The organism is Paenarthrobacter sp. NPDC091711, assembly GCF_044756605.1.
Lineage (GTDB): Bacteria > Actinomycetota > Actinomycetes > Actinomycetales > Micrococcaceae > Arthrobacter.
In genome coordinates this window covers 119,853-137,475 of record NZ_JBIVTF010000008.1, presented here as the reverse complement: position 1 = coordinate 137,475, position 17,623 = coordinate 119,853, and the positions used below count along the sequence as shown (strand labels likewise).

Sequence of the window (17,623 nt, the reverse complement as noted above, 5' to 3'; positions counted from 1 at the left end):
GGATCCTGCACTGGATGCGCCGGGCTGGTTCGTGGCATTGCCGGCGGGGATCCGGCGATGGCGAAGCTTGTGATTTAAACCATAGGACTGGATTCTAAATTGGTCAACCGGTTGACGAGTTTAAGTTTTGTCTCCGCAGTTAGAGGCAGCTGAGATTGGTCATCCGGTTGCTACGCTGTGAGGGTGTCAGCGAACTCAGCCGCAGCAGCGGCCCACATGACGGCAGCGCTTGTCCCCATGGAGCAAGGCTCCGTTGTGTCCGAAGTAGCCGAGCGTCTCCTTGCCTACTTCACCAGCGGCGACATCGCCCCCGGCACCCGGCTTCCCGCAGAGCGGCAGCTGGCGGCTTCGCTCGGAGTCGGGCGCTCAGCCATCCGCGAGGCACTGGCCGCCTTGGAAATCCTGGGCATCGTTATTGTTCGGCCGGGTTCGGGAACATACCTGCGCGACGGCGTCTCCGAACTCTTGCCTCGAACGCTCAGCTGGGGACTCATGCTGGGGGAGCCGCGGACCCGCGAACTGGTTGAACTGCGCAGCGGGCTGGAAGTTCAGGCTGTGGAGTTGGCCGCGCTCAGGGTCACCGACGAGGCCCTGGAGCGAATGAGGGCCGACTTGGACGTCATGGAGAAGAACCTCGACGACCTCGCAGCCTTCGTGGAAGCCGATGCAGCCTTCCACCGTGAGATCGCGGCTGCTTCCGGCAACATGGTTCTGGAGGAACTCCTCCAGAGCATTCGCTCGCTGCTGAGGATTTGGGTGGACCGGGCACTGACCGATGAGGGCCATGCCGAGGCAGCCCTGCGCGAACACACTGCAATCTTCGAGGCACTCGTGGCCCGTGACGCTTCCGAAGTTTCCCAGAGCATGCGCTCGCACATGGCTACGGCTTCACGGCGCCTGCTGGCGGGGTTCGACGCAGCCCAGTAAATCTCCCGCGAGATGGCACTTAATACCAATGTCTGAGCCAAACATTGGCATCAAATGCCACCTCGCGGGCCGCTTGGACGTGGTGGCGGGATTCGAACCCGCGTGCGCTGCTTTGCAGGCAGCTCCCTGGCCTCTCGGGTACACCACGCTTTAACGACAGTAGGGGCCCGGCATGGACAGCTTCAACGTTCATTGCCCCCTCTTTCGCAGGGCTACGAAGCGTTGCCGCAGGTTGCTGTCCATGACCTGAACGAGGCCCTAATGCGACTCAATGCGAAGCAGGGTGGTCCGCTCAGTGGCTCTGGTCTGCTCCTCGACGAGACGCTTCACGTCCCTGTGCCGCCAGCTTTGAAACTCCCGCAGCAAGAAGCAGCGTCAGGATGGCAGCAGCCATGTGCGTGTAGAGCAGCAGATGAACGTTGCCTCCACTGGCGGCAGCCCCAGCGGGTATGTCCGTCAGCGCCTGGCCGCCGTGCAGGTGGTCCAAGAACCCTGTTCCCGGGAAGTAGCCTCCAAAAGCGTCGAATCCCCAGTGCAGCAACTGCTGGGCCACCCCGGACACCAGTAGCAAGAGCAGGGGCCCGCGGATCCAACGGGACATGACTTGTGCAGCCAAAGCACCCATGGCGGCGAAGGCCACGAGGACAGGGACGGCCGGAACGCTGCCGCCAGCCACCATATGCGCTGCCAGACCCAGAATCACAGCCACCGGCCCGGCTACCCAAGCCCACTTGTCCTGCACAGGAGTTGCGCTCATTGCCGTCCTTCCCTCCCCACAGGCTAAGTGGAAGAGGGCGGCTGGAAAAGGGGTCGGGAAATCTAGGCAAGCAAGGTGTTGACCAAGCGGGCCGCAACCTTCGCGGTCCTGGAATCAATGTCGAACTCCGGGTTCAGCTCGGCGACGTCCACATGGAGGAGTTTCCCGCTCGCAGCCACCTGGCGGCAGATCGCGCTGATCACCGGCAAAGGCACGCCATACGCGGCAGGCGCGCTCACCCCGGGAGCCACCGAGGCCGGCATCACGTCAAGGTCGATGGTCAGGTACAGCACATCCACGCCCGCCAGGAAGTCAGCGACGAAAACCTCTGATGCCTCGGGCGAGCACAGTTCATCGAGCAGGTACTTCACGCCCAGCCGGTTGGCGGTGTCGAAGAGCGTTCGGGTGTTGTTCGGCTCAGAAATTCCGACGACGGCGTACTGCAGTTCGCGCCCAGCCGCAGCTTCCGCGTTGGCCATCTGCAGGAACGGCGTACCCGAGCTCGGCCTCGGCTCATCGCGCAGGTCAAAGTGGGCGTCCAGGTTCAGCACACCCAGCCGCTTGCCGCGCACCGCTTCAGAGCCGGCCACGCCGAGGTAGCTGGCGAACGCGGTCTCGTGGCCTCCGCCAAGCACCACAGTGAGGTTTCCGGCGTCGAGCAGTCCCGATATGGCGCGTCCGGCGCGCTCTTGGCCCGCTTCCAGTGAGTCGTCCTCCACCACCACATCACCGGCGTCGAACACGTCACGGTCAAGGTGGAACGCCAGCGGACCCAGCGCCGACCGGATGGCGGCCGGAGCCTTGGCCGCGCCTACACGGCCCTTGTTACGGAGGACGCCGGCGTCGCTGCAGAAACCAAGCACGACGGCGGGACGCGCACCTTCTGAGGCGGCTGCGGACGTGTGCGGGGTGATGGCCTGCCACCAGCGGCGGTGCTCAGCGCCGTCCCCATCAAAACGGCCGGTCCACGGGGTGGGCGTGACGTCGACGGTGGGGGCACTGGTTTCCATGCTTCAAGCACACCCCAACACGCCGGCGAAAACCAGCGATTCCATGGAGGGAGTGTCTGAAACCCCGGACATCCCCTCGCGGAGGAGTGTTACTTGACGCCCAGCAGCTCTTCCACGGTACCGATGCCGAAGAACAGCAGGAAGGCGGCAGCCACAGCCCACATGAGCGGGTGGACTTCTCGGGCGCGGCCCTGGAAGGTGCGGATGAGGACGAAGGAGATGAAGCCTGCGCCGAGGCCGTTGGCAATCGAGTAGGTGAACGGCATCAGGGCGATGGTCAGGAACGCGGGAATTCCAACGCCCCAGTCCTGCCAGTCGATCTTGCCCACCTGGGAGACCATCATGAAGCCCACCACCACCAGGGCGGGGGCAACGGCTTCAAAGGGAACCAGGTTGATCAGCGGCGTGAAGAACATGGCCACCAGGAAGAGCGCGCCGGTGACAATCGAGGCGAGCCCGGTCCGTGCGCCTTCGCCGATTCCTGCGCCGGACTCCACAAAGATCTGGTTGGAGGAAACAGAGGCTCCACCGCCCACGATCGCTCCCAGCGCGTCCACCTGGAGAACGCGGTCCACGTTGGGGATGTTCCCGTCCTCATCCACGGTTCCGGCCTCGTTGGCCAGGCCCACCATGGTGCCCATGGCGTCGAAGAAGATGCTGAGGAGGATCACGAAAGCCAACAAAGCTGCAGCGATGAAACCTAGGTGCTCGAAGGCGCCAAACGGATTGGCTTTGCCGATCAGGGACAGGTCCGGTGCGCCCCATTCGCTGAGCTTGGGCGCCACCAAAGACCAGCCGCGGGGGTTGACGTTGGTGCCATCAAAGCTCGGGCCAATGTGGAGCGTGAACTCGAGGATCGCGGCCAGGGCCGTGGAAACTACGATGCCGATCAGGATGGCGCCGCGGACCTTGCGGACCACCAGGGCGATGGTCAGGATTAGGCCCACAGCAAACACAAGGGTAGGCCAGCCCAAGAGCTTGCCGTCCACGCCCAAACCGAGGGGAACAGTGGTGCCGGCGGCGTCGGGGATGCGGCGCACGAATCCGGCGTTGACCAGGCCGATCAGTGCAATGAAGAGGCCAATGCCCACAACGATCGCCGTTTTGAGGGCTTCCGGCACCGCCTTAAACACGGCAGTGCGGAATCCCGTGAGCACCAGGATGAGCATGGTGACACCGGACAGCACCACCAGGCCCATCATGTCCGGCCATGTCAGACCGGGGTGCGAGGCAACGGTGACCGCGACGAACGCGTTGACGCCCAGGCCTGTTGCCACCGCGAAGGGGTGCTTGGCCCAGGCGCCCATGAGGATAGTCAGGATGCCGGCCACGAACGCCGTGGTGGCTGCCACGGCGGTGAAGCCCAGTGACGCGCCGCTTGAGTCGGGCCCGGAGAGGATCAGCGGGTTCAACACCACGATGTAGCTCATGGCGAAGAAGGTCGCGAAGCCGCCACGGATTTCCCGCGAATAGGTGGATCCGCGTTCGGAGATCTTGAAGTAGCGGTCTACTGCAGAACCTTGTTTCAGCATGAAGGTCTCCGGGGATCGAGGGGAGTTTGCTCTCAAATCCTATGTTGTCCGGTGCGGGCCATCCCAACGATTCGCCTAGTCTGTAAGGAAGCCAACACTAGGAGAAACCGCCCCATGCGTACCATCCGCCCGCTTCTGGCCGCCGTCGTCGCTGCTCTTGCTTTTGCTTCCGCCCTGCTGTTTTCCGCGGCGCCGGCGTCCGCGCACGACGTCGCCGAATCAACCACGCCAGCCAACGGTGCCAGCGTGGCGGAAGTTCCGGCGTCGGTCTCCATTACGTTCAACAACCGCCCCCTCGCCATCGGTTCCGGTGTAACCGTGACGGCCGGAGGCGAGAACTGGGCAGACGGTCCCGTGGAAATTATCGACAACCAGGCCGTTCAGAAGCTTCGCGAGGGCGCCCCCGCAGGTGAGTTCACGGTGGTATGGCGCGTTGTCAGCTCCGATTCACACCCCATTGAGGGCACCTTCACCTTCACAGCCGCCGCGGGAGGCTCGACGACGGCGAGTGGTACGGCAGGTGCCTCGCCGACGGCGTCAGCTTCGTCAGCCGCGGTTCCCACCGCGGGTACCGCCGCGCCCGGCACGGCCAGCAATAATGAGCCGGCCGAGGACGCCTCGCAGCCCTTCCCGTGGAGCATCGTTGGGCTGGCTGTTGTAGCTGTGGGTCTCGTTATTTATCTCGCCGTTACCGCAAGGAAGAAATTGGCGGCTTCTAACGACGCGGATGCGGATACTCCCGCGGAATAGCGCGGTTTTCTACGTAGCTGCGAATATCTCGAATCGGTTACCGCGACACGCCGGACGCCCACTTCCCGTTACTTAAATGTGACTTCGGGGGAATCATCGCGTACGGTAGTACCTGTGCCTGTTCCACGTAGCGGGCACTTCCGGCCTGATTGCCTAGCTCTGCCGCAGTCCGGAATCCGTTCGCAGACAAACCTACGGCAGAGACGGGGAACCCAATTTAGGCCGCTTTCGAGCGTGCCTTGGGGTGAAGTCACGAAGCTTCCGCTGAACAGCGGGGGATAGTGGCCGGGTGACTCCCATCCGAATCCGACAGCTAACCTCGCAGGCATCGGGAGAGGCTCTTTCATGTCTTCACGCATTCTTCGCGGCCGTCGTAAGGCGGACAGCGTACGTCCTAATCCGTTCATCTCCATCTCGAAGGCAGTGGCCAGCAACGCTTCCGGCGCTGGCCGTCAGGCAGCTGTTATCGCAGCTGCCTCGGGCCTCGTTTTGACCGGTTCCATTGCTGCTCACGCAGCTGAGACCCCGGTTCAGCGCGATTCCAGCCCCGCAACGGTCGCCGAGACCGTATCCGAGGCACCCACCAAGGTTGTTACCGCCCTGTCGACGGCTACCGTCAACTTCGAGCGTCCCGCCGTTGCTTCCGTAGCAGCTCCGGTCATCGAAAAGCCGGCTCCTGTTGTTGAGGCTCCCGTAGCCAAGAAGGCAGCTGTGACCACCGCTGCTGCAACAGCTCCCGTCGCCGCTCAGGCTGCGGTTGCTGCTGCTCCCGTGGCTGCCGCACCGGTTGCCGCTGCTCCTGTAGCTGCTGCCCCCGCCGCTGGCGGAGTCAACGCAGCCATGGTTGCTTCGGCTTACGCACAGATCGGCATCTTCCAGGACTGCACCGCCATGGTTGAAAAGGCCCTTGGCTCCGCAGGCATCCCGGTAGGCGACCTCGGTCCCATGCAGTTCATGAACTACGGCAAGGTCGTTAGCGATCCCCAGCCCGGTGACATGATCGTCCAGTCCGGCCACGTTGCCATCTACATCGGCAACGGACAGGCCATCAGCGGCGGCATCAACGGCAACCAGACGGGCATCCACCCGATCAGCTGGTTGACCGCAACGGGTCCCCTGACCTACGTACGCGCTGGCGCATAAAGCCTCACGCTTAGTTCAAAGGCCGGTACCTCTTCGGAGGTACCGGCCTTTGGCGTTAAGTTCTGTTCGGAAAAGTTCAGCGCGTTATGTCCGACGCCGGATGGCGCGCCTGAGCGGCGGGGGCTGGCTGGGCTTGGCTGGCTTGGCTGGTGGGTGCTGCTAGGCGATGGCGATGCCGGGACCCGGCGGCAGGGCAACCTTTGAAGAGATCGCCTGGCCCACTGCCTTGGCTTGCCGCAGCACTTCCTTGGGAGACGGTGTAATGAGGTCTCCGACACCCACAAGGTGCATGCCGACGGCCCGCATGGCCGCGGCAAGATTCTGGCCTACCGCTATGCCAAGTTCGGCAAGCATGCGCCGCAACTGGCTTTGGGCGCAGCGCGTTACTACTACGTGGTCTGCCAGGAGAACACCGTGGGCCGTGTGGACCGCCCATTGGCGGGGACTTGATTCGAGGGGGCCGGATGCGTGGAGCCCGGTCCTCAGGCCCGCTGTGGTCATGCTGGCCACCAGGCCATATCCGATCTGCCGGGAGGGATCTGACCCCAGGAAATCAAGGCGCACGGCACGTGTGGTGTTGCGAACGTCCAAGTGATGGTTGGTGGCGTAGTTGCGCAGGTGGCGGAGGATTTCGTTGCGTTCCTGCATTGCTGCGGGATCGGCGGAGTCAGTGCGTTGAAGCATGCCTGTGTGGACGGACGGTCCTGGAGCGGACAACGCTCCGAACCCGTCCACAACGATTGAACCCACGCCGTAACGGCTGAGTTCGCTGGCAACTGCCAAGCCGGACAGGCCGGCTCCGATGACCACGGTGGTGGTGCGTTCCGTGGCGGAATCAGGCGTGAGTGACACTGCTTGGTTCCTCCTTGACGTGTGTGCCTTACGGCAGCGCGTGGGATCGCGTCCGAGTTCCCCAAGCGGCCGCAAATAAATGGCCGGGGCGTGTGTTGTGAGACACCCTCGCCGGCCATTCGGTGACTCGAACACTACCGAACTTTTTCGGCCATGGATAGCCTCTTAGGCGGCGCGTTTTGTCTGTTCGTCGGGAGCGCAATATCGACGGCCGGGAACCGAGCCCTGACCGTTATGCACATAGCCCAATGTCGTCTTGATTCGCCACTGCTGACCGAGAATAGTGAGCATTGGGAGCAGGAATTTTTAGAGTTTCTCCTGCCCCGGCCATTGACAATGGAACAGTCAGAGAGTTCTACGCCGGGAACCTCTGGCAGAATAGCCGGAACATCAAGCAGCAGGTGGAGAGGCAGGCCCCCATGGACCAGCACGGTAGACACAGTGAAGAGCCACAGGACGGCCAGGACCAGGTTGTGGAACCAGGTGGCATCGTGGTCGGAGTGGACGGTTCAGAGCACGGTCAGTGCGCCTTGGTCTGGGCTGCACGGGAGGCGGAACGCCGTCAGCTTCCGCTGCATATTGTCACGGCTTACTCCGTGCCCATTTTCGCGGCCTCCGGCTTGGACGGTGGCTACGCAACAGTTGACGATTCCGTCATACGCGAGGGCGCGGACGCAATCGTTCGCCAAGCCCTGGACAAAGTCTCCGGATACGCCATCGACGTTGATGCATCCGTGGAAAACGGCGATGCCGCTGGTGTCCTGTTGGATCTTTCCGAGGATGCTGCGCTGCTGGTCTTCGGTAGCAGGGGACGCGGCGGGTTCGTCGGACGTCTGCTGGGCTCGGTGAGCAGTGCCCTGCCCGCACACGCCAAATGCCCCACGGTGACGGTCCCGCTCTACTGCGCCGACAGGCTGGGCGAGAACACCGAGGACAAACACATCAAGGCCGAGCACGCCAAGTCCGGTCCGCGGACCGTGGAAAATGTGGTTGTGGTAGGCGTTGACGGCTCCGAACAAGCTCGCGTTGCCGTGCTCGAGGCTGCCGAGCAAGCCCAGCGCATGGGCGCCAAGCTCCGGGTTATCTGCGCTGTTCCTCAATACAGCGGTTCCCTGGCCTGGGTTCCGGCTCCGTTGGACCGTGATGCGCTGTTTGCGGATATCAGGGTCCAGCTTGATGCGGGTGTTGCGTGGCTCAGAAGCCACTTCCCCTCATTGGCCATTGAAACGGATCTCCGTGACGGCTCGCCGGTTGATGTTCTGGTGGAAACCAGCCGCAGCGTCGAGTTGGTAGTTCTGGGTACACGGGGCCGCGGTGGATTCGCGGGAATGCTGCTGGGTTCAACATCGGACGGAGTCCTGCACCACGCCAAGGGCCCTGTGCTGGTGGTTCCGGACCGGGAAGATCCCCGGTTGGCTGACCGCCACAAATTCGGGCCCATGCTCGGCGCTGCCTGAGTCGGCGCCCGTTTCGTCCATGGACAAGAATCAGCCCGGGAAGCCGGCGCAGGATCGGGGCGCCCGCATGAGCGGTTCCGATCCGCTGCTTGTCATGGACATCGCCCACATCCGAGGAGCCATGCTTCCAGAGGTCGGGGGCAAGGCAGCTAACCTGGGCGAGTTAGCCAGCGCGGGGCTGCCTGTGCCGCCGGGGTTTTGCCTCACAACAGCTGCGTACCGGCAGGCACTCGCGGCCGCCGGCTTGGAGGATGTCTTCGCGGCTTTGAATGAGGTCAGCACCTCCGGCCCGGACGTCCCTCGCTTGGACACCTCAGGCTTGGACCGGCTCAGTGAGATCGCCACCCGTGCCCGCTCTTTGGTTCTCGACGCCGGGGTGCCGGCCGGGATCGCAGAAGCGGTGAGTTCGGCCTACGAGGAATTGGGAGACGACGTTCCAGTGGCTGTCAGGTCTTCGGCCACCGCCGAGGACCTGCCGTTCGCGAGCTTCGCCGGGCAACAGGACACCTTCTTGAACGTCGTGGGTGTGGACTCGGTCCTGGACGTCGTGAGCCGCTGCTGGGCCTCGCTCTGGACAGACCGCGCCGTGACCTACCGGACCACCAACGGGATTGACCACGCCACGGTGGCTTTGGCCGTGGTGGTGCAGGAGATGGTGGACTCCACGGCGGCCGGCGTCATGTTTACGGCCAACCCCGTGACGGGAAATCGCCATGAGATCGTCATCGATGCCAGCCCTGGCCTGGGGGAAGCGGTGGTTTCCGGTGCCGTGAATCCGGATCATTATGTGGTGGACTCCCTGCTCGGCGAGATTGTGAGTGCGACCGTGGGGGACAAAAGCGTGGAGATCCGCGCCGTTCCAGGCGGCGGCACGGAACGACTTGAGCGGCGTCACCGGGCCCTGCTTGATGACCCGGCTCTTCAGCCCTGCCTCAGTAACGGCCAGGTCATTGCGCTCGCAACGTTGGGCCGGGAGGTCCAGAAACACTACGGCGCCCCGCAGGATACCGAATGGGCCATCGACGCCGGAGGAAAGCTGTGGCTCACCCAGGCCCGGCCCATCACAACCCTGTACCCGCAAACCACCCGAACGCCTCCTGCGCCGGGGGAGCACGCCTTCCTGAACTTCAGCCTCGCGCAGGGGCTCACAAGGCCATTGACGCCCATGGGCTTGGCCGGTATCCGCCTCATCGCATCATGCGTCGCCAAGACTGCTGCGTTCGATGTACCTGATCCCAGGTCCGGTCCTCCACCGTATTATGAGGCCGGTCAGCGCATATTTTTCGATCTCACAGCGGTGCTGCGAAGCCGGGTCGGGCGGGAAATCGTTCCGCGGGTTTTCGATGTGATGGAAGCCCGCTCAGCCACACTCATGCGGGGTCTGTTTGATGATCCACGCTTCACGGTGATCACCAAGACGCCCCTGAAGCTGCTTCGCCACATTGGGCCGGTTGCGGCCAAGTACCGTGTCCCCGCGTCCGTGCTCCGCGGACTCTTCCGGCCGGCTGCGGCGATGGCAGGGGTGGAGCGCATCAACGCGGAATTACGCACCACCTTGGCTGTGCCGAGCACAGCGACCTCCCATCAGCGGCTCGGCCACGTGCAGAGAATCCTGGGAGAGGAAGTCTTCGCCGTAGTACCGCAGATTCTGCCTCTTCCTGCGCTCGGATTCGCCATGCTGGCGCTGGTGAGCCGGCTTCTGGGTGGGCAGGCGCCGTACGAGCAACTCCAAACAGTGATCCGCGGCCTACCCAACAACGTCACCACGGAGATGGACCTGGCTTTATGGCAGCTCGCCTCGGACATCCGGAAGGATCCCGACGCCGTTGCCTCCATGGTGGGCAGGACGGCAGTGGAGTTGGTTGAACAGTATCGGGCGGCGGACCTCCCTCCGGTTGCGCAGTCCGGCGTGGAAGCGTTCCTTCGAACGTATGGACACAGAGCCGTTGCCGAGATCGACCTCGGAATGCCGCGCTGGTCAGATGATCCCACCCACATCCTCGGAGTGGTGGCGAACTATTTGAGGCTTGGGGAGGGTTCTGAGACCCCGGATCGCCAGTTCATCAGGGCGGCCCGTGACGCCGATGAGCAGGTGGCCCTTTTTGTGGCCCGCGCCAGGGCGAAGAGTCCGCTCCATGCCCTGATTGTTCGCACGGCTCTGGACCGGACACGGAGATTCGCTGGCTTGCGGGAGTTGCCCAAGTACAACCTCGTCCTGGGATTGTCGGCAGCGAGGGAGCAGCTGCTCCTGATCGGTAACGAGCTTGCGGCAGCACACCGAATTGAAAGTGCGGAGGACGTCTTCTTTCTGGACCTCGACGACGTCGAGGTCGCCTTGGCGGGGGATGACCTGCGCGGCGTGGTTGCGGACCGCCGTGCGGCCTATGAACAGGAACTCCGCCGCAGGCACATTCCCAGAGTGCTCCTGTCTGATGGGACAGAACCCGAGGCTACGGCCGGCGGGAGCGGCGGCAAGCAGCGCCCTGGCACTTTGTCCGGCAGTCCGGCGTCGGCGGGCCTGGTGTCTGCGCCGGCGCGGGTCATCCTGGATCCGGTGGGCGCCCACCTCGAACCCGGGGAAATCCTCGTGGCACCGTCAACGGACCCGGGCTGGACGCCCCTGTTCCTCACTGCTGGAGGGCTGGTCATGGAGATGGGCGGCCCCAATTCCCACGGGGCAGTGGTGGCCCGCGAATACGGCATACCAGCGGTGGTTGGCGTACCCGACGCAACGGCGCGCATCAGCACAGGCCAACTCATCACCGTGGACGGAGCCGCGGGGACCGTCAATACGGAAACCCCTGAACCCTGACGGAGATCAGGCGTGCTGATGTGATTCGTGCTCGGAGTGGCTCACGGGCTCCAACTGGAAAGTACAGTGCTCGGTATCGAAGTGCCGGCCCAGGCAAGATCCCAGTTGATCGAGGATGCTGTCCGCCCCCGTAGCGTTGAGGACCTCATCTTCCACCACCACGTGGGCGGAGAACACGGGCACCCCGGAGGTGATGGTCCAGATGTGGATGTCGTGTGCGTCCACTACGCCGTCGACAGCCAGGATGTGCTCGCGGATCATGTTCACGTCCACGCCCTTGGGGGTGGCTTCCAGGAGTACGTCCACCACGTCACGTAAGAGATGCCAGGCCCGCGGAATGATCATCAGGGCAATCAGCACGGATGCCAGCGGGTCAGCAGCACTGAATCCGGTGGTCATGATCACCACGGCCGCCACGATGACCGCGATGGAGCCAAGGAGGTCGCCGAGGACCTCCAGGTAGGCGCCGCGGACGTTGAGGCTTTCCTTCTGTGCCCCCTGCAGGATCAGGAGTGAGACGAGGTTTGCCACCGCACCCAAAATGGCGGCCCACAGCATGACGTCCGTATGGATTTCCGTGGTCTCGCCGAAGCGCCGGATGGCTTCGATCATGATCACCACGGCGATGACTATGAGGATCAGAGCGTTGGCCAGAGCAGCCAACACTTCGGCCCGCTGGTATCCATAGGTCCGCTGGTCGCTCGCCGGACGGGTAGCGATCCACGCCGCCATGAGGGCAATGAAGACACCGGCGGCGTCGGAGAGCATGTGGCCCGCATCGGCCAGCAAGGCCAAGGAACCGGACACGACGGCGCCAACCACCTGGATGCCCACCACCCCTAAGGTGATGGCCAGGACGGCGATAAGCCGCTTCCGATGCTTGCCGGTTGCTGTGACTCCGTGGGAGTGGTTGTGGTCGTGCCCCATGCCTATAAGGCTAGCCCCAGCCGAGCTCATGCAGGCGGTCGTCGTCTATCCCGAAATGGTGAGCTATCTCATGCACCACAGTGATGGCCACCTCATCAATAACCTCTTGGCGGGTGCTGCAGATGTTCAGGATGGGTTGACGGAAGATGGTGATCCGATCCGGGAGGGAGCCTGCCTCCCACCAGGAGTCGCGTTCGGTCAACGGAACTCCCTCGTAGAGTCCCAACAACACAGTGTCCGGATCTTCGCCGGGCTGTGGCGTGTAGTCGTCCTCGATGAAGATCGCCACGTTGTCCATGGCACTGGCCGCTTTGGGCGGGATCAGCTGCAGGGCGTCACTGACGGCTGCCTCAAAGTCCTCGGGCGACATCTCATAAGGACCCGAAAAATGGGCTTCATCACCAGGCCTGTTTTCGACGGGACTGTGTACTTTTTCGACAGGACTGGGCACTTTTTCGACGGGGCTGTGTACTGCGTTCCGTTCCAGCAGTGGCGAGTCCCGGAGCGGCGAGGAAGGGCGCTCGCCGTCGGGAACTATGGGCAGGCCGGGAGGAAGATTCGCGGGCATGATTCGACTTTAGTCCGCCAACGCAGCAATGGCTCCGTGCGTGATGGGAGATACTGAACTCAATCCTCCTTTCGACAGACACAGGAACCGCATGACCGGCACCGCTTCCCTCACACCTGAGCCCCTCGACGTCGTCGTTGTGGGTGAGGCCTTGATCGACATCGTCCAGTCGACGGACGGGCAGAAGGAGTACCCCGGCGGTTCGCCGGCAAATGTCTCCTATGGCCTTGGACTCTTGGACGTGAAAACGGGCCTGCTAACGGCGATTGGACGCGATGCGCGGGGTGATGCCATCGCTGCGCACCTGCAAAAAGCGGGTGTGGTGTTGTTGCCCGGATCCATGTCCGCGGGCAAGACCGCGACGGCGACAGCCCGGATAACCGCCGACGGTTCTGCGGATTACACCTTCGATATCGACTGGGCGCTGGCTCCACTCGCTTTGCCCTACGCGCCAAGAATCCTGCACACGGGTTCCATTGCCACTTTTCTGGAGCCCGGGGCAAGTGTTGTCCGGAGCTTGCTGGAGCAGGCCCAGGGCGGATGCATGGTCACGTACGACCCCAACATCCGCCCCGACCTCCTGGGAAGTCACCACGAGGCGCTCGCATTGTTCGAGGAAATCGTGCCCCTGACGGACGTCGTCAAGCTCAGCGGCACCGATGCCCGGTGGCTGTACCCCGGCAAGGCGCTTGAGGACACAGCGAACCACCTCCTGGCCCTGGGTACCGGGCTTGCCGTGGTGACCCAAGGGGTCAATGGCTCGCTCATGGCCACCCGGCATATACAGCTCAACGTCCCGGCCGTCCCGGCAACTGTGGCGGACACCATCGGCGCCGGCGACTCCTACACGGCGGCGCTCATCATGGGGCTGCTGCTACGCGGCAGCGACGGGATGGCGCCAACCGTGCTGGAACGGATCGGAACCATTGCCTCCATGGCTGCCTCCATTGCTGTTGGACGCCCAGGTGCCAACCCGCCCACTCACCGCGAACTTCTGATGGGCATGGCCCGCTAGCTACGAGGCTGGCGGGGCTGCCTGGTCTGTCTGGTTTGCCGCCGCGTCAATCCGACGCCGATGAGGCAGACTACGCCGCCGATCAATCCCCAAATGGTAGGGATCTCCTGGAGGACAGCCCACGAGATCAAAATGGTGGTGCCCGGGACGAGGTACGTGGTGGCGGCCAGCTTTCCGGCCGAGATCAGGGATAGCGCGTACGCCCATGTGGTGAACGCTATGGCTGTGGGGAAGATGCCCAAGTACACCAGGCCCAGCGTCGCGGGGAGGGGTGCCGCTTGGACCTCGGCAATCAGCTGACCTGTCCACGGCAGGCAGCAGATGGCACCCACCATGATCCCGAACCACGTCGCCTGTCCTGCCGTGAATTTCCGGAGCACGGGCTTCTGCAGGATCGCGCTCACCGAGGCGAGCACAGCGGCGAGCAAGCACAACAGCACACCGGCGACGTCCGCCGTCGAGCGCTGTCCTGAACCCAGCGCAATCATGGCGACGCCGCAGAAGGCCACGCCGCTACCGATCAACAGCCAGCACGGGAAGCCCTCCTTGAGGAAGATGCCGGCAAGAATGGCGATGAGGATGGGTGAGACGTTGATCAGCATGGCGCTGGTGCCGGCGTCGAGCATGTGCTCCGCGGCGTTCAGCGCCACGTTATAGCCGCCGAACCACATCACCCCGTAAGCAACGATTGGCAACCATTCCCGGCCGCTCGGCCAGATCTTCAAAGTCGGCAGCACCACGATTCCAAGTACGACGGCGGCAACCGCCAACCGTCCCAGCGTCAAGGACCCGGGGGAGAAGCTGGGGCCGACTGCCCGGATGCCCACGAAGGCCGAAGCCCACAGGACGACCGTGATGATGACGGCCGCGATGCCGAGTTTGCTGATGGCTGCGCCCGGCGCGGGGGTGGTGCGCGGGGTCGAGTCCGGGGAGGGCTGGCCGGGTTCGGCCGGGGTGGTGGTTGTCATAGGGCAAATGTATCCGGCATACAGCGGAGGCGGCTGGCGGTTTTCGGACGCGTCAGGACAAGATCCTGCCAATGTTGGGCTGCAGCCCTCGGGGCGTCCGCCGAGGGGTGAGCTCTCGACCCTTTGGGTGCTTCTATCCCTTGAGATCCCGCCCCTCGGCGGTCACCTGGTTTGTGGTCCGGGACACTGCGCAAACCTCGATTTGGGAATATCGCCATCTATGCTCTAAAGTTTTAGAGTCCAGTTCGGACGAGCGAGACACGGAAAGAACGCGTAGAGCGTCCCTTTTCTTTGCGAAATCCGAATTGAGTTCAGGCCCCCATCGTCTAGCGGCCTAGGACACCGCCCTTTCACGGCGGCGGCACGGGTTCGAATCCCGTTGGGGGTACGCAAGGAAGTGGTGAACCGGATGAAAAAAGTCTGGTAAGCTAGAAGCCTTGAAAAAAACGCGGTAGAGATACTGCAAACGCAAGGCCCTGTAGCGCAGTTGGTTAGCGCGCCGCCCTGTCACGGCGGAGGTCGCGGGTTCAAGTCCCGTCAGGGTCGCTCTGAGCGCCGAAGAAATTCGGTTCTCAAGGTGACATGTCACCTAGGCTCTGTAGCTCAGTTGGTAGAGCGTTCGACTGAAAATCGAAAGGTCACCGGATCGACGCCGGTCGGAGCCACCACTGGGAAGCATCAGTTCTTCGGAACTGGTGCTTTTCTTCTTTAACGCGGTTGGCACGACGAATCACGCTCCGGAAGACCCTGCAAACTGGACACCACAAGTGCGGACGGACACCGGCGGGCGGACATCCTGCGCTGGGCGGTGTTACCGGCGGCGACCCTGATGATGGTTTCCTTATTGGCATGGGTTTGTTTAACTGGAAAAAGACAGCGGTTAGCGCCGACGAATATGAGCAGCCGGTTTTTTCGGAGCTGCCACCGGAGCATATACAGTTCCTCTCCACATACGTGCAGATCGCCGAAGGATCTGGCGTGGATCTCGCGGATGCTGACAGTGTCGCCGGTTTTTACCAGACTGCATTGGAATCATGGCAGGCATCGGGTGGGCAGACAGACGCTGAGCTGTACCGAAACGCCGCTGGTGTTGCTTTCGGTGAACTCCTCGTCCGGACGTCTCCGCTTCGATGGGTCGTCGCCGAGGATTCACAGGGACGCGAGCTGGCTGTTCATTCTGACCGAACCAATTTCCTTGTGTATCCCCTGGATGCCGTGGAGAAGCGGTGGGGCAGAGGTGATGACGGCGAGTTCATCAAGGCCCTGACCGGCAAAGTGATTGACCACTTCAAGGTCTACTAGCCGCTGCGGGTAGCGGCGCCGCCAGTGACGATTCGCTGTGCCTGAATCCGTCGATAGGAAGCGAGGGCGGTATTGAAGCCACGAAACTTTACTAAAGGAAGCAGAAGTTATGGGGAAACTTTCAAATGGCCACCTGTGGACTCTTGTTCATGCTGAGCGTGCCGCGCTGGTGGAGGACATGACGGGTCTTAGCGAGGAGCAATGGCGTCACGAGACCTTGTGTGGGCGTTGGGATGTAGAGGAAGTCCTCGCGCACCTCACGGCAGCGGCGAGCCTCAACCGGTGGCAGTGGCTGCGCAGCATGTTCGGTGCGTATTTTCGTCCCGATGTGCATAACCAGCGCAGACTGGAGGAGCACCGCGGCAGCACACCGGCTGAGACCCTGGAACGGTTTCGCACCGTCATTCACAGCGCCACTGCACCTTCCTCCGATATTCCCGCCTACCTGGGAGAGGTCATAGTGCACGCCGAGGACATTCGCCGGCCGCTGGGGGTTCCCCGCACTCCGAGCATTGCCGCGTTGACGCCCGTAGCGGAGTTCTACGTGCGCCGCGATTTCGCGGTCGCCAGCCGCACGCACGCTGCCGGCCTGGAGTTACAAGCCAATGACGGGCCCTTCGCAGCGGGTACAGGACCGGTGGTCACGGGTTCGACCCTTGCCCTCGTGATGACCATGGCCGGACGCACCTCCTACCTTGAGGACCTTCAGGGTCCTGGTGTGCCTACCCTTCGCTCACGCCTCGACGTCTTAGCCGCGAGCTCTGCTGGACGTCGATGAGATACCGGGTGGAGTGAGCGACCCACCGGGAACCAGTACCCGATGGAACTCCGCCCAGTCAGGCAGTACGGGGTGTCGTGCAGCTAGAAGCCCGAACGACGCAACAGCCTCGTTCGCTAAGCTGTCATCGACCCCTGCCTCCATCGCGGGTCGCTCCACTTGGAGGCGCAGCTTGCCTCCCGATGACTCGGGCAGCGTTCCATTACTGGAAGCGGGGGTATGGCGGAGTCGGTTCCGACAGCCCGCCACGCCCCAGCCATCAAATTGGGGTGCTTTCTATGCCCAGGACTGGTCCCGGTTGATGCATGCGCCATCTATCTGAATTGAGGTCACCCGGTTCTTCATACCCATTGAAGCCAAGTTGACGCGTTCTCCACCGTAGGTGGCCCAGGCCTCGCCAGTGCAGTTGGCTCCGTCGTAGATGTTGGCGCCGCCTGGGGTGTTGTTGATGAGTGACGCTGCGTTGTTGTTGACTTGGACTCCCCAGCCGTTCGCGCCCGCTGGGCCATCGGTGAAGAGCTCGTTGCTCAGGCTGGCATCACTGTATGCGAAGTCAGCCCGTGCCCCTTCAAAGTTGCTGTTGAAGTACAGGCACACACGGTTAGCCGGGCATGCTTTTCCTGAACCTGAGGCATTGGCTGCAGGTGCCCCCGCTAGCAGTGCCGTTGCGGCGAACCCTAGCAGAGCTCCTGCGCTTGCGATCTTTGTGGCGAGTTTCATGGTTCTTGCTCCTTAATCGGGGAAGTGTGTGGCCGTTCGGTTCCGCCGAAGCGTGTTTGCGTATCCTCGCCCACGGTGGAGGTATTCGCGATGGGGTGAACTACC

At 63.0% G+C, this 17,623-nt stretch carries 16 protein-coding genes, 4 tRNA genes and 1 riboswitch; of the genes, 11 read left to right on the top strand and 9 right to left on the bottom strand.

Going from position 1 to position 17,623, the window contains the following annotated elements:
* Positions 1–183: 183 nt before the first annotated feature.
* Complete coding sequence (locus ACIQH5_RS13980) at positions 184–927, top strand: FadR/GntR family transcriptional regulator (protein ID WP_400404270.1); 744 nt, start codon at positions 184–186, stop codon at positions 925–927.
* A gap of 74 nt (positions 928–1,001) precedes the next feature.
* Here the strand turns inward: ACIQH5_RS13980 and ACIQH5_RS13975 are convergent.
* The 4 genes from ACIQH5_RS13975 to ACIQH5_RS13960 all read right to left on the bottom strand — a co-directional run bounded on the left by ACIQH5_RS13975 (position 1,002) and on the right by ACIQH5_RS13960 (position 4,226).
* A tRNA-Cys gene (locus tag ACIQH5_RS13975) sits at positions 1,002–1,075 on the bottom strand.
* A gap of 144 nt (positions 1,076–1,219) precedes the next feature.
* Complete coding sequence (locus tag ACIQH5_RS13970) at positions 1,220–1,684, bottom strand: hypothetical protein (RefSeq protein ID WP_400404268.1); 465 nt, start codon at positions 1,682–1,684, stop codon at positions 1,220–1,222.
* A 62-nt stretch (positions 1,685–1,746) separates the two neighbouring features.
* The gene (gene hutG / locus ACIQH5_RS13965; protein ID WP_400404266.1) at positions 1,747–2,694 is read right to left on the bottom strand and encodes a formimidoylglutamase; all 948 of its coding nucleotides are present in this window, start codon (positions 2,692–2,694) and stop codon (positions 1,747–1,749) included.
* An 89-nt stretch (positions 2,695–2,783) separates the two neighbouring features.
* The gene (locus ACIQH5_RS13960) at positions 2,784–4,226 is read right to left on the bottom strand and encodes an NCS2 family permease (protein WP_400404264.1); all 1,443 of its coding nucleotides are present in this window, start codon (positions 4,224–4,226) and stop codon (positions 2,784–2,786) included.
* Positions 4,227–4,340: 114 nt separating this feature from the next.
* Between ACIQH5_RS13960 and ACIQH5_RS13955 the strand changes: the two genes are divergently transcribed.
* Positions 4,341–4,976: a copper resistance protein CopC gene (locus ACIQH5_RS13955; RefSeq protein ID WP_400404262.1), complete on the top strand. Its 636-nt coding sequence runs from the start codon at positions 4,341–4,343 to the stop codon at positions 4,974–4,976.
* 150 nt (positions 4,977–5,126) lie between these two features.
* A riboswitch (cyclic di-AMP (ydaO/yuaA leader) is annotated at positions 5,127–5,318 on the top strand.
* 3 nt (positions 5,319–5,321) lie between these two features.
* Positions 5,322–6,119: an NlpC/P60 family protein gene (locus ACIQH5_RS13950; protein ID WP_400404260.1), complete on the top strand. Its 798-nt coding sequence runs from the start codon at positions 5,322–5,324 to the stop codon at positions 6,117–6,119.
* A 159-nt stretch (positions 6,120–6,278) separates the two neighbouring features.
* Here ACIQH5_RS13950 and ACIQH5_RS13945 read toward each other — a convergent pair whose 3' ends face one another.
* A complete protein-coding gene (locus ACIQH5_RS13945; RefSeq protein ID WP_400404258.1) occupies positions 6,279–6,971 on the bottom strand; it encodes an FAD-binding protein in 693 nt (230 codons plus the stop codon).
* A 419-nt stretch (positions 6,972–7,390) separates the two neighbouring features.
* On the opposite strand from ACIQH5_RS13945, the gene ACIQH5_RS13940 reads away from it, so the two are divergent.
* Entirely contained in the window at positions 7,391–8,428 is a 1,038-nt protein-coding gene (locus ACIQH5_RS13940; protein WP_400404257.1) for a universal stress protein, read from the top strand.
* Between the two features lie 19 nt (positions 8,429–8,447).
* Entirely contained in the window at positions 8,448–11,240 is a 2,793-nt protein-coding gene (locus ACIQH5_RS13935) for a PEP/pyruvate-binding domain-containing protein (protein WP_400404255.1), read from the top strand.
* Positions 11,241–11,246: 6 nt separating this feature from the next.
* Here the strand turns inward: ACIQH5_RS13935 and ACIQH5_RS13930 are convergent, their stop codons facing one another.
* On the bottom strand, positions 11,247–12,167 hold the full coding sequence (locus ACIQH5_RS13930; RefSeq protein WP_400404253.1) for a cation diffusion facilitator family transporter: 921 nt from the start codon (positions 12,165–12,167) through the stop codon (positions 11,247–11,249).
* A gap of 10 nt (positions 12,168–12,177) precedes the next feature.
* Positions 12,178–12,537, bottom strand: a complete 360-nt coding sequence (locus ACIQH5_RS13925; RefSeq protein ID WP_400404370.1) for a metallopeptidase family protein — start codon at positions 12,535–12,537, stop codon at positions 12,178–12,180.
* A gap of 289 nt (positions 12,538–12,826) precedes the next feature.
* On the opposite strand from ACIQH5_RS13925, the gene ACIQH5_RS13920 reads away from it, so the two are divergent.
* Positions 12,827–13,750, top strand: coding sequence for a PfkB family carbohydrate kinase (locus tag ACIQH5_RS13920; RefSeq protein ID WP_400404251.1), 924 nt, complete (start codon positions 12,827–12,829; stop codon positions 13,748–13,750).
* On the opposite strand, the gene ACIQH5_RS13915 is transcribed toward ACIQH5_RS13920, so the two are convergent.
* Positions 13,747–14,718 (bottom strand): DMT family transporter, encoded by a 972-nt coding sequence (locus ACIQH5_RS13915; RefSeq protein ID WP_400404249.1) that lies wholly within the window; start codon positions 14,716–14,718, stop codon positions 13,747–13,749. The genes ACIQH5_RS13920 and ACIQH5_RS13915 overlap by 4 nt on opposite strands.
* 315 nt (positions 14,719–15,033) lie before the next feature.
* Between ACIQH5_RS13915 and ACIQH5_RS13910 the strand changes: the two genes are divergently transcribed.
* The 5 genes from ACIQH5_RS13910 (at position 15,034) to ACIQH5_RS13890 (ending at position 16,798) form a co-directional block, all read left to right on the top strand.
* A tRNA-Glu gene (locus ACIQH5_RS13910) sits at positions 15,034–15,106 on the top strand.
* An 84-nt stretch (positions 15,107–15,190) separates the two neighbouring features.
* Positions 15,191–15,264: transfer RNA gene (locus ACIQH5_RS13905), tRNA-Asp, on the top strand.
* 46 nt (positions 15,265–15,310) lie between these two features.
* Positions 15,311–15,386 (top strand) — tRNA-Phe (locus ACIQH5_RS13900).
* Positions 15,387–15,696: 310 nt separating this feature from the next.
* On the top strand, positions 15,697–16,020 hold the full coding sequence (locus ACIQH5_RS13895) for a DUF3806 domain-containing protein (RefSeq protein WP_400404247.1): 324 nt from the start codon (positions 15,697–15,699) through the stop codon (positions 16,018–16,020).
* Positions 16,021–16,129: 109 nt separating this feature from the next.
* Positions 16,130–16,798, top strand: coding sequence for a maleylpyruvate isomerase family mycothiol-dependent enzyme (locus ACIQH5_RS13890; RefSeq protein WP_400404245.1), 669 nt, complete (start codon positions 16,130–16,132; stop codon positions 16,796–16,798).
* A gap of 276 nt (positions 16,799–17,074) precedes the next feature.
* On the opposite strand, the gene ACIQH5_RS13885 is transcribed toward ACIQH5_RS13890, so the two are convergent.
* Positions 17,075–17,518, bottom strand: a complete 444-nt coding sequence (locus ACIQH5_RS13885; protein ID WP_400404243.1) for a peptidase inhibitor family I36 protein — start codon at positions 17,516–17,518, stop codon at positions 17,075–17,077.
* Positions 17,519–17,623 lie beyond the last annotated feature (105 nt).

Excerpts from the sequence above, each read along its gene's own strand:
- ACIQH5_RS13940 (WP_400404257.1), top strand. The coding sequence starts at position 7,391 with ATGGACCAGCACGGTAGACACAGTGAAGAGCCACAGGACGGCCAGGAC.
- ACIQH5_RS13920 (WP_400404251.1), top strand. The coding sequence starts at position 12,827 with ATGACCGGCACCGCTTCCCTCACACCTGAGCCCCTCGACGTCGTCGTT.
- ACIQH5_RS13970 (WP_400404268.1), bottom strand. The coding sequence starts at position 1,684 with ATGAGCGCAACTCCTGTGCAGGACAAGTGGGCTTGGGTAGCCGGGCCG.
- ACIQH5_RS13935 (WP_400404255.1), top strand. The coding sequence starts at position 8,448 with ATGGACAAGAATCAGCCCGGGAAGCCGGCGCAGGATCGGGGCGCCCGC.
- ACIQH5_RS13915 (WP_400404249.1), bottom strand. The coding sequence starts at position 14,718 with ATGACAACCACCACCCCGGCCGAACCCGGCCAGCCCTCCCCGGACTCG.
- ACIQH5_RS13925 (WP_400404370.1), bottom strand. The coding sequence starts at position 12,537 with ATGTCGCCCGAGGACTTTGAGGCAGCCGTCAGTGACGCCCTGCAGCTG.
- ACIQH5_RS13890 (WP_400404245.1), top strand. The coding sequence starts at position 16,130 with ATGGGGAAACTTTCAAATGGCCACCTGTGGACTCTTGTTCATGCTGAG.
- ACIQH5_RS13930 (WP_400404253.1), bottom strand. The coding sequence starts at position 12,167 with ATGGGGCACGACCACAACCACTCCCACGGAGTCACAGCAACCGGCAAG.
- ACIQH5_RS13885 (WP_400404243.1), bottom strand. The coding sequence starts at position 17,518 with ATGAAACTCGCCACAAAGATCGCAAGCGCAGGAGCTCTGCTAGGGTTC.
- ACIQH5_RS13955 (WP_400404262.1), top strand. The coding sequence starts at position 4,341 with ATGCGTACCATCCGCCCGCTTCTGGCCGCCGTCGTCGCTGCTCTTGCT.
- ACIQH5_RS13960 (WP_400404264.1), bottom strand. The coding sequence starts at position 4,226 with ATGCTGAAACAAGGTTCTGCAGTAGACCGCTACTTCAAGATCTCCGAA.
- hutG (WP_400404266.1), bottom strand. The coding sequence starts at position 2,694 with ATGGAAACCAGTGCCCCCACCGTCGACGTCACGCCCACCCCGTGGACC.
- ACIQH5_RS13950 (WP_400404260.1), top strand. The coding sequence starts at position 5,322 with ATGTCTTCACGCATTCTTCGCGGCCGTCGTAAGGCGGACAGCGTACGT.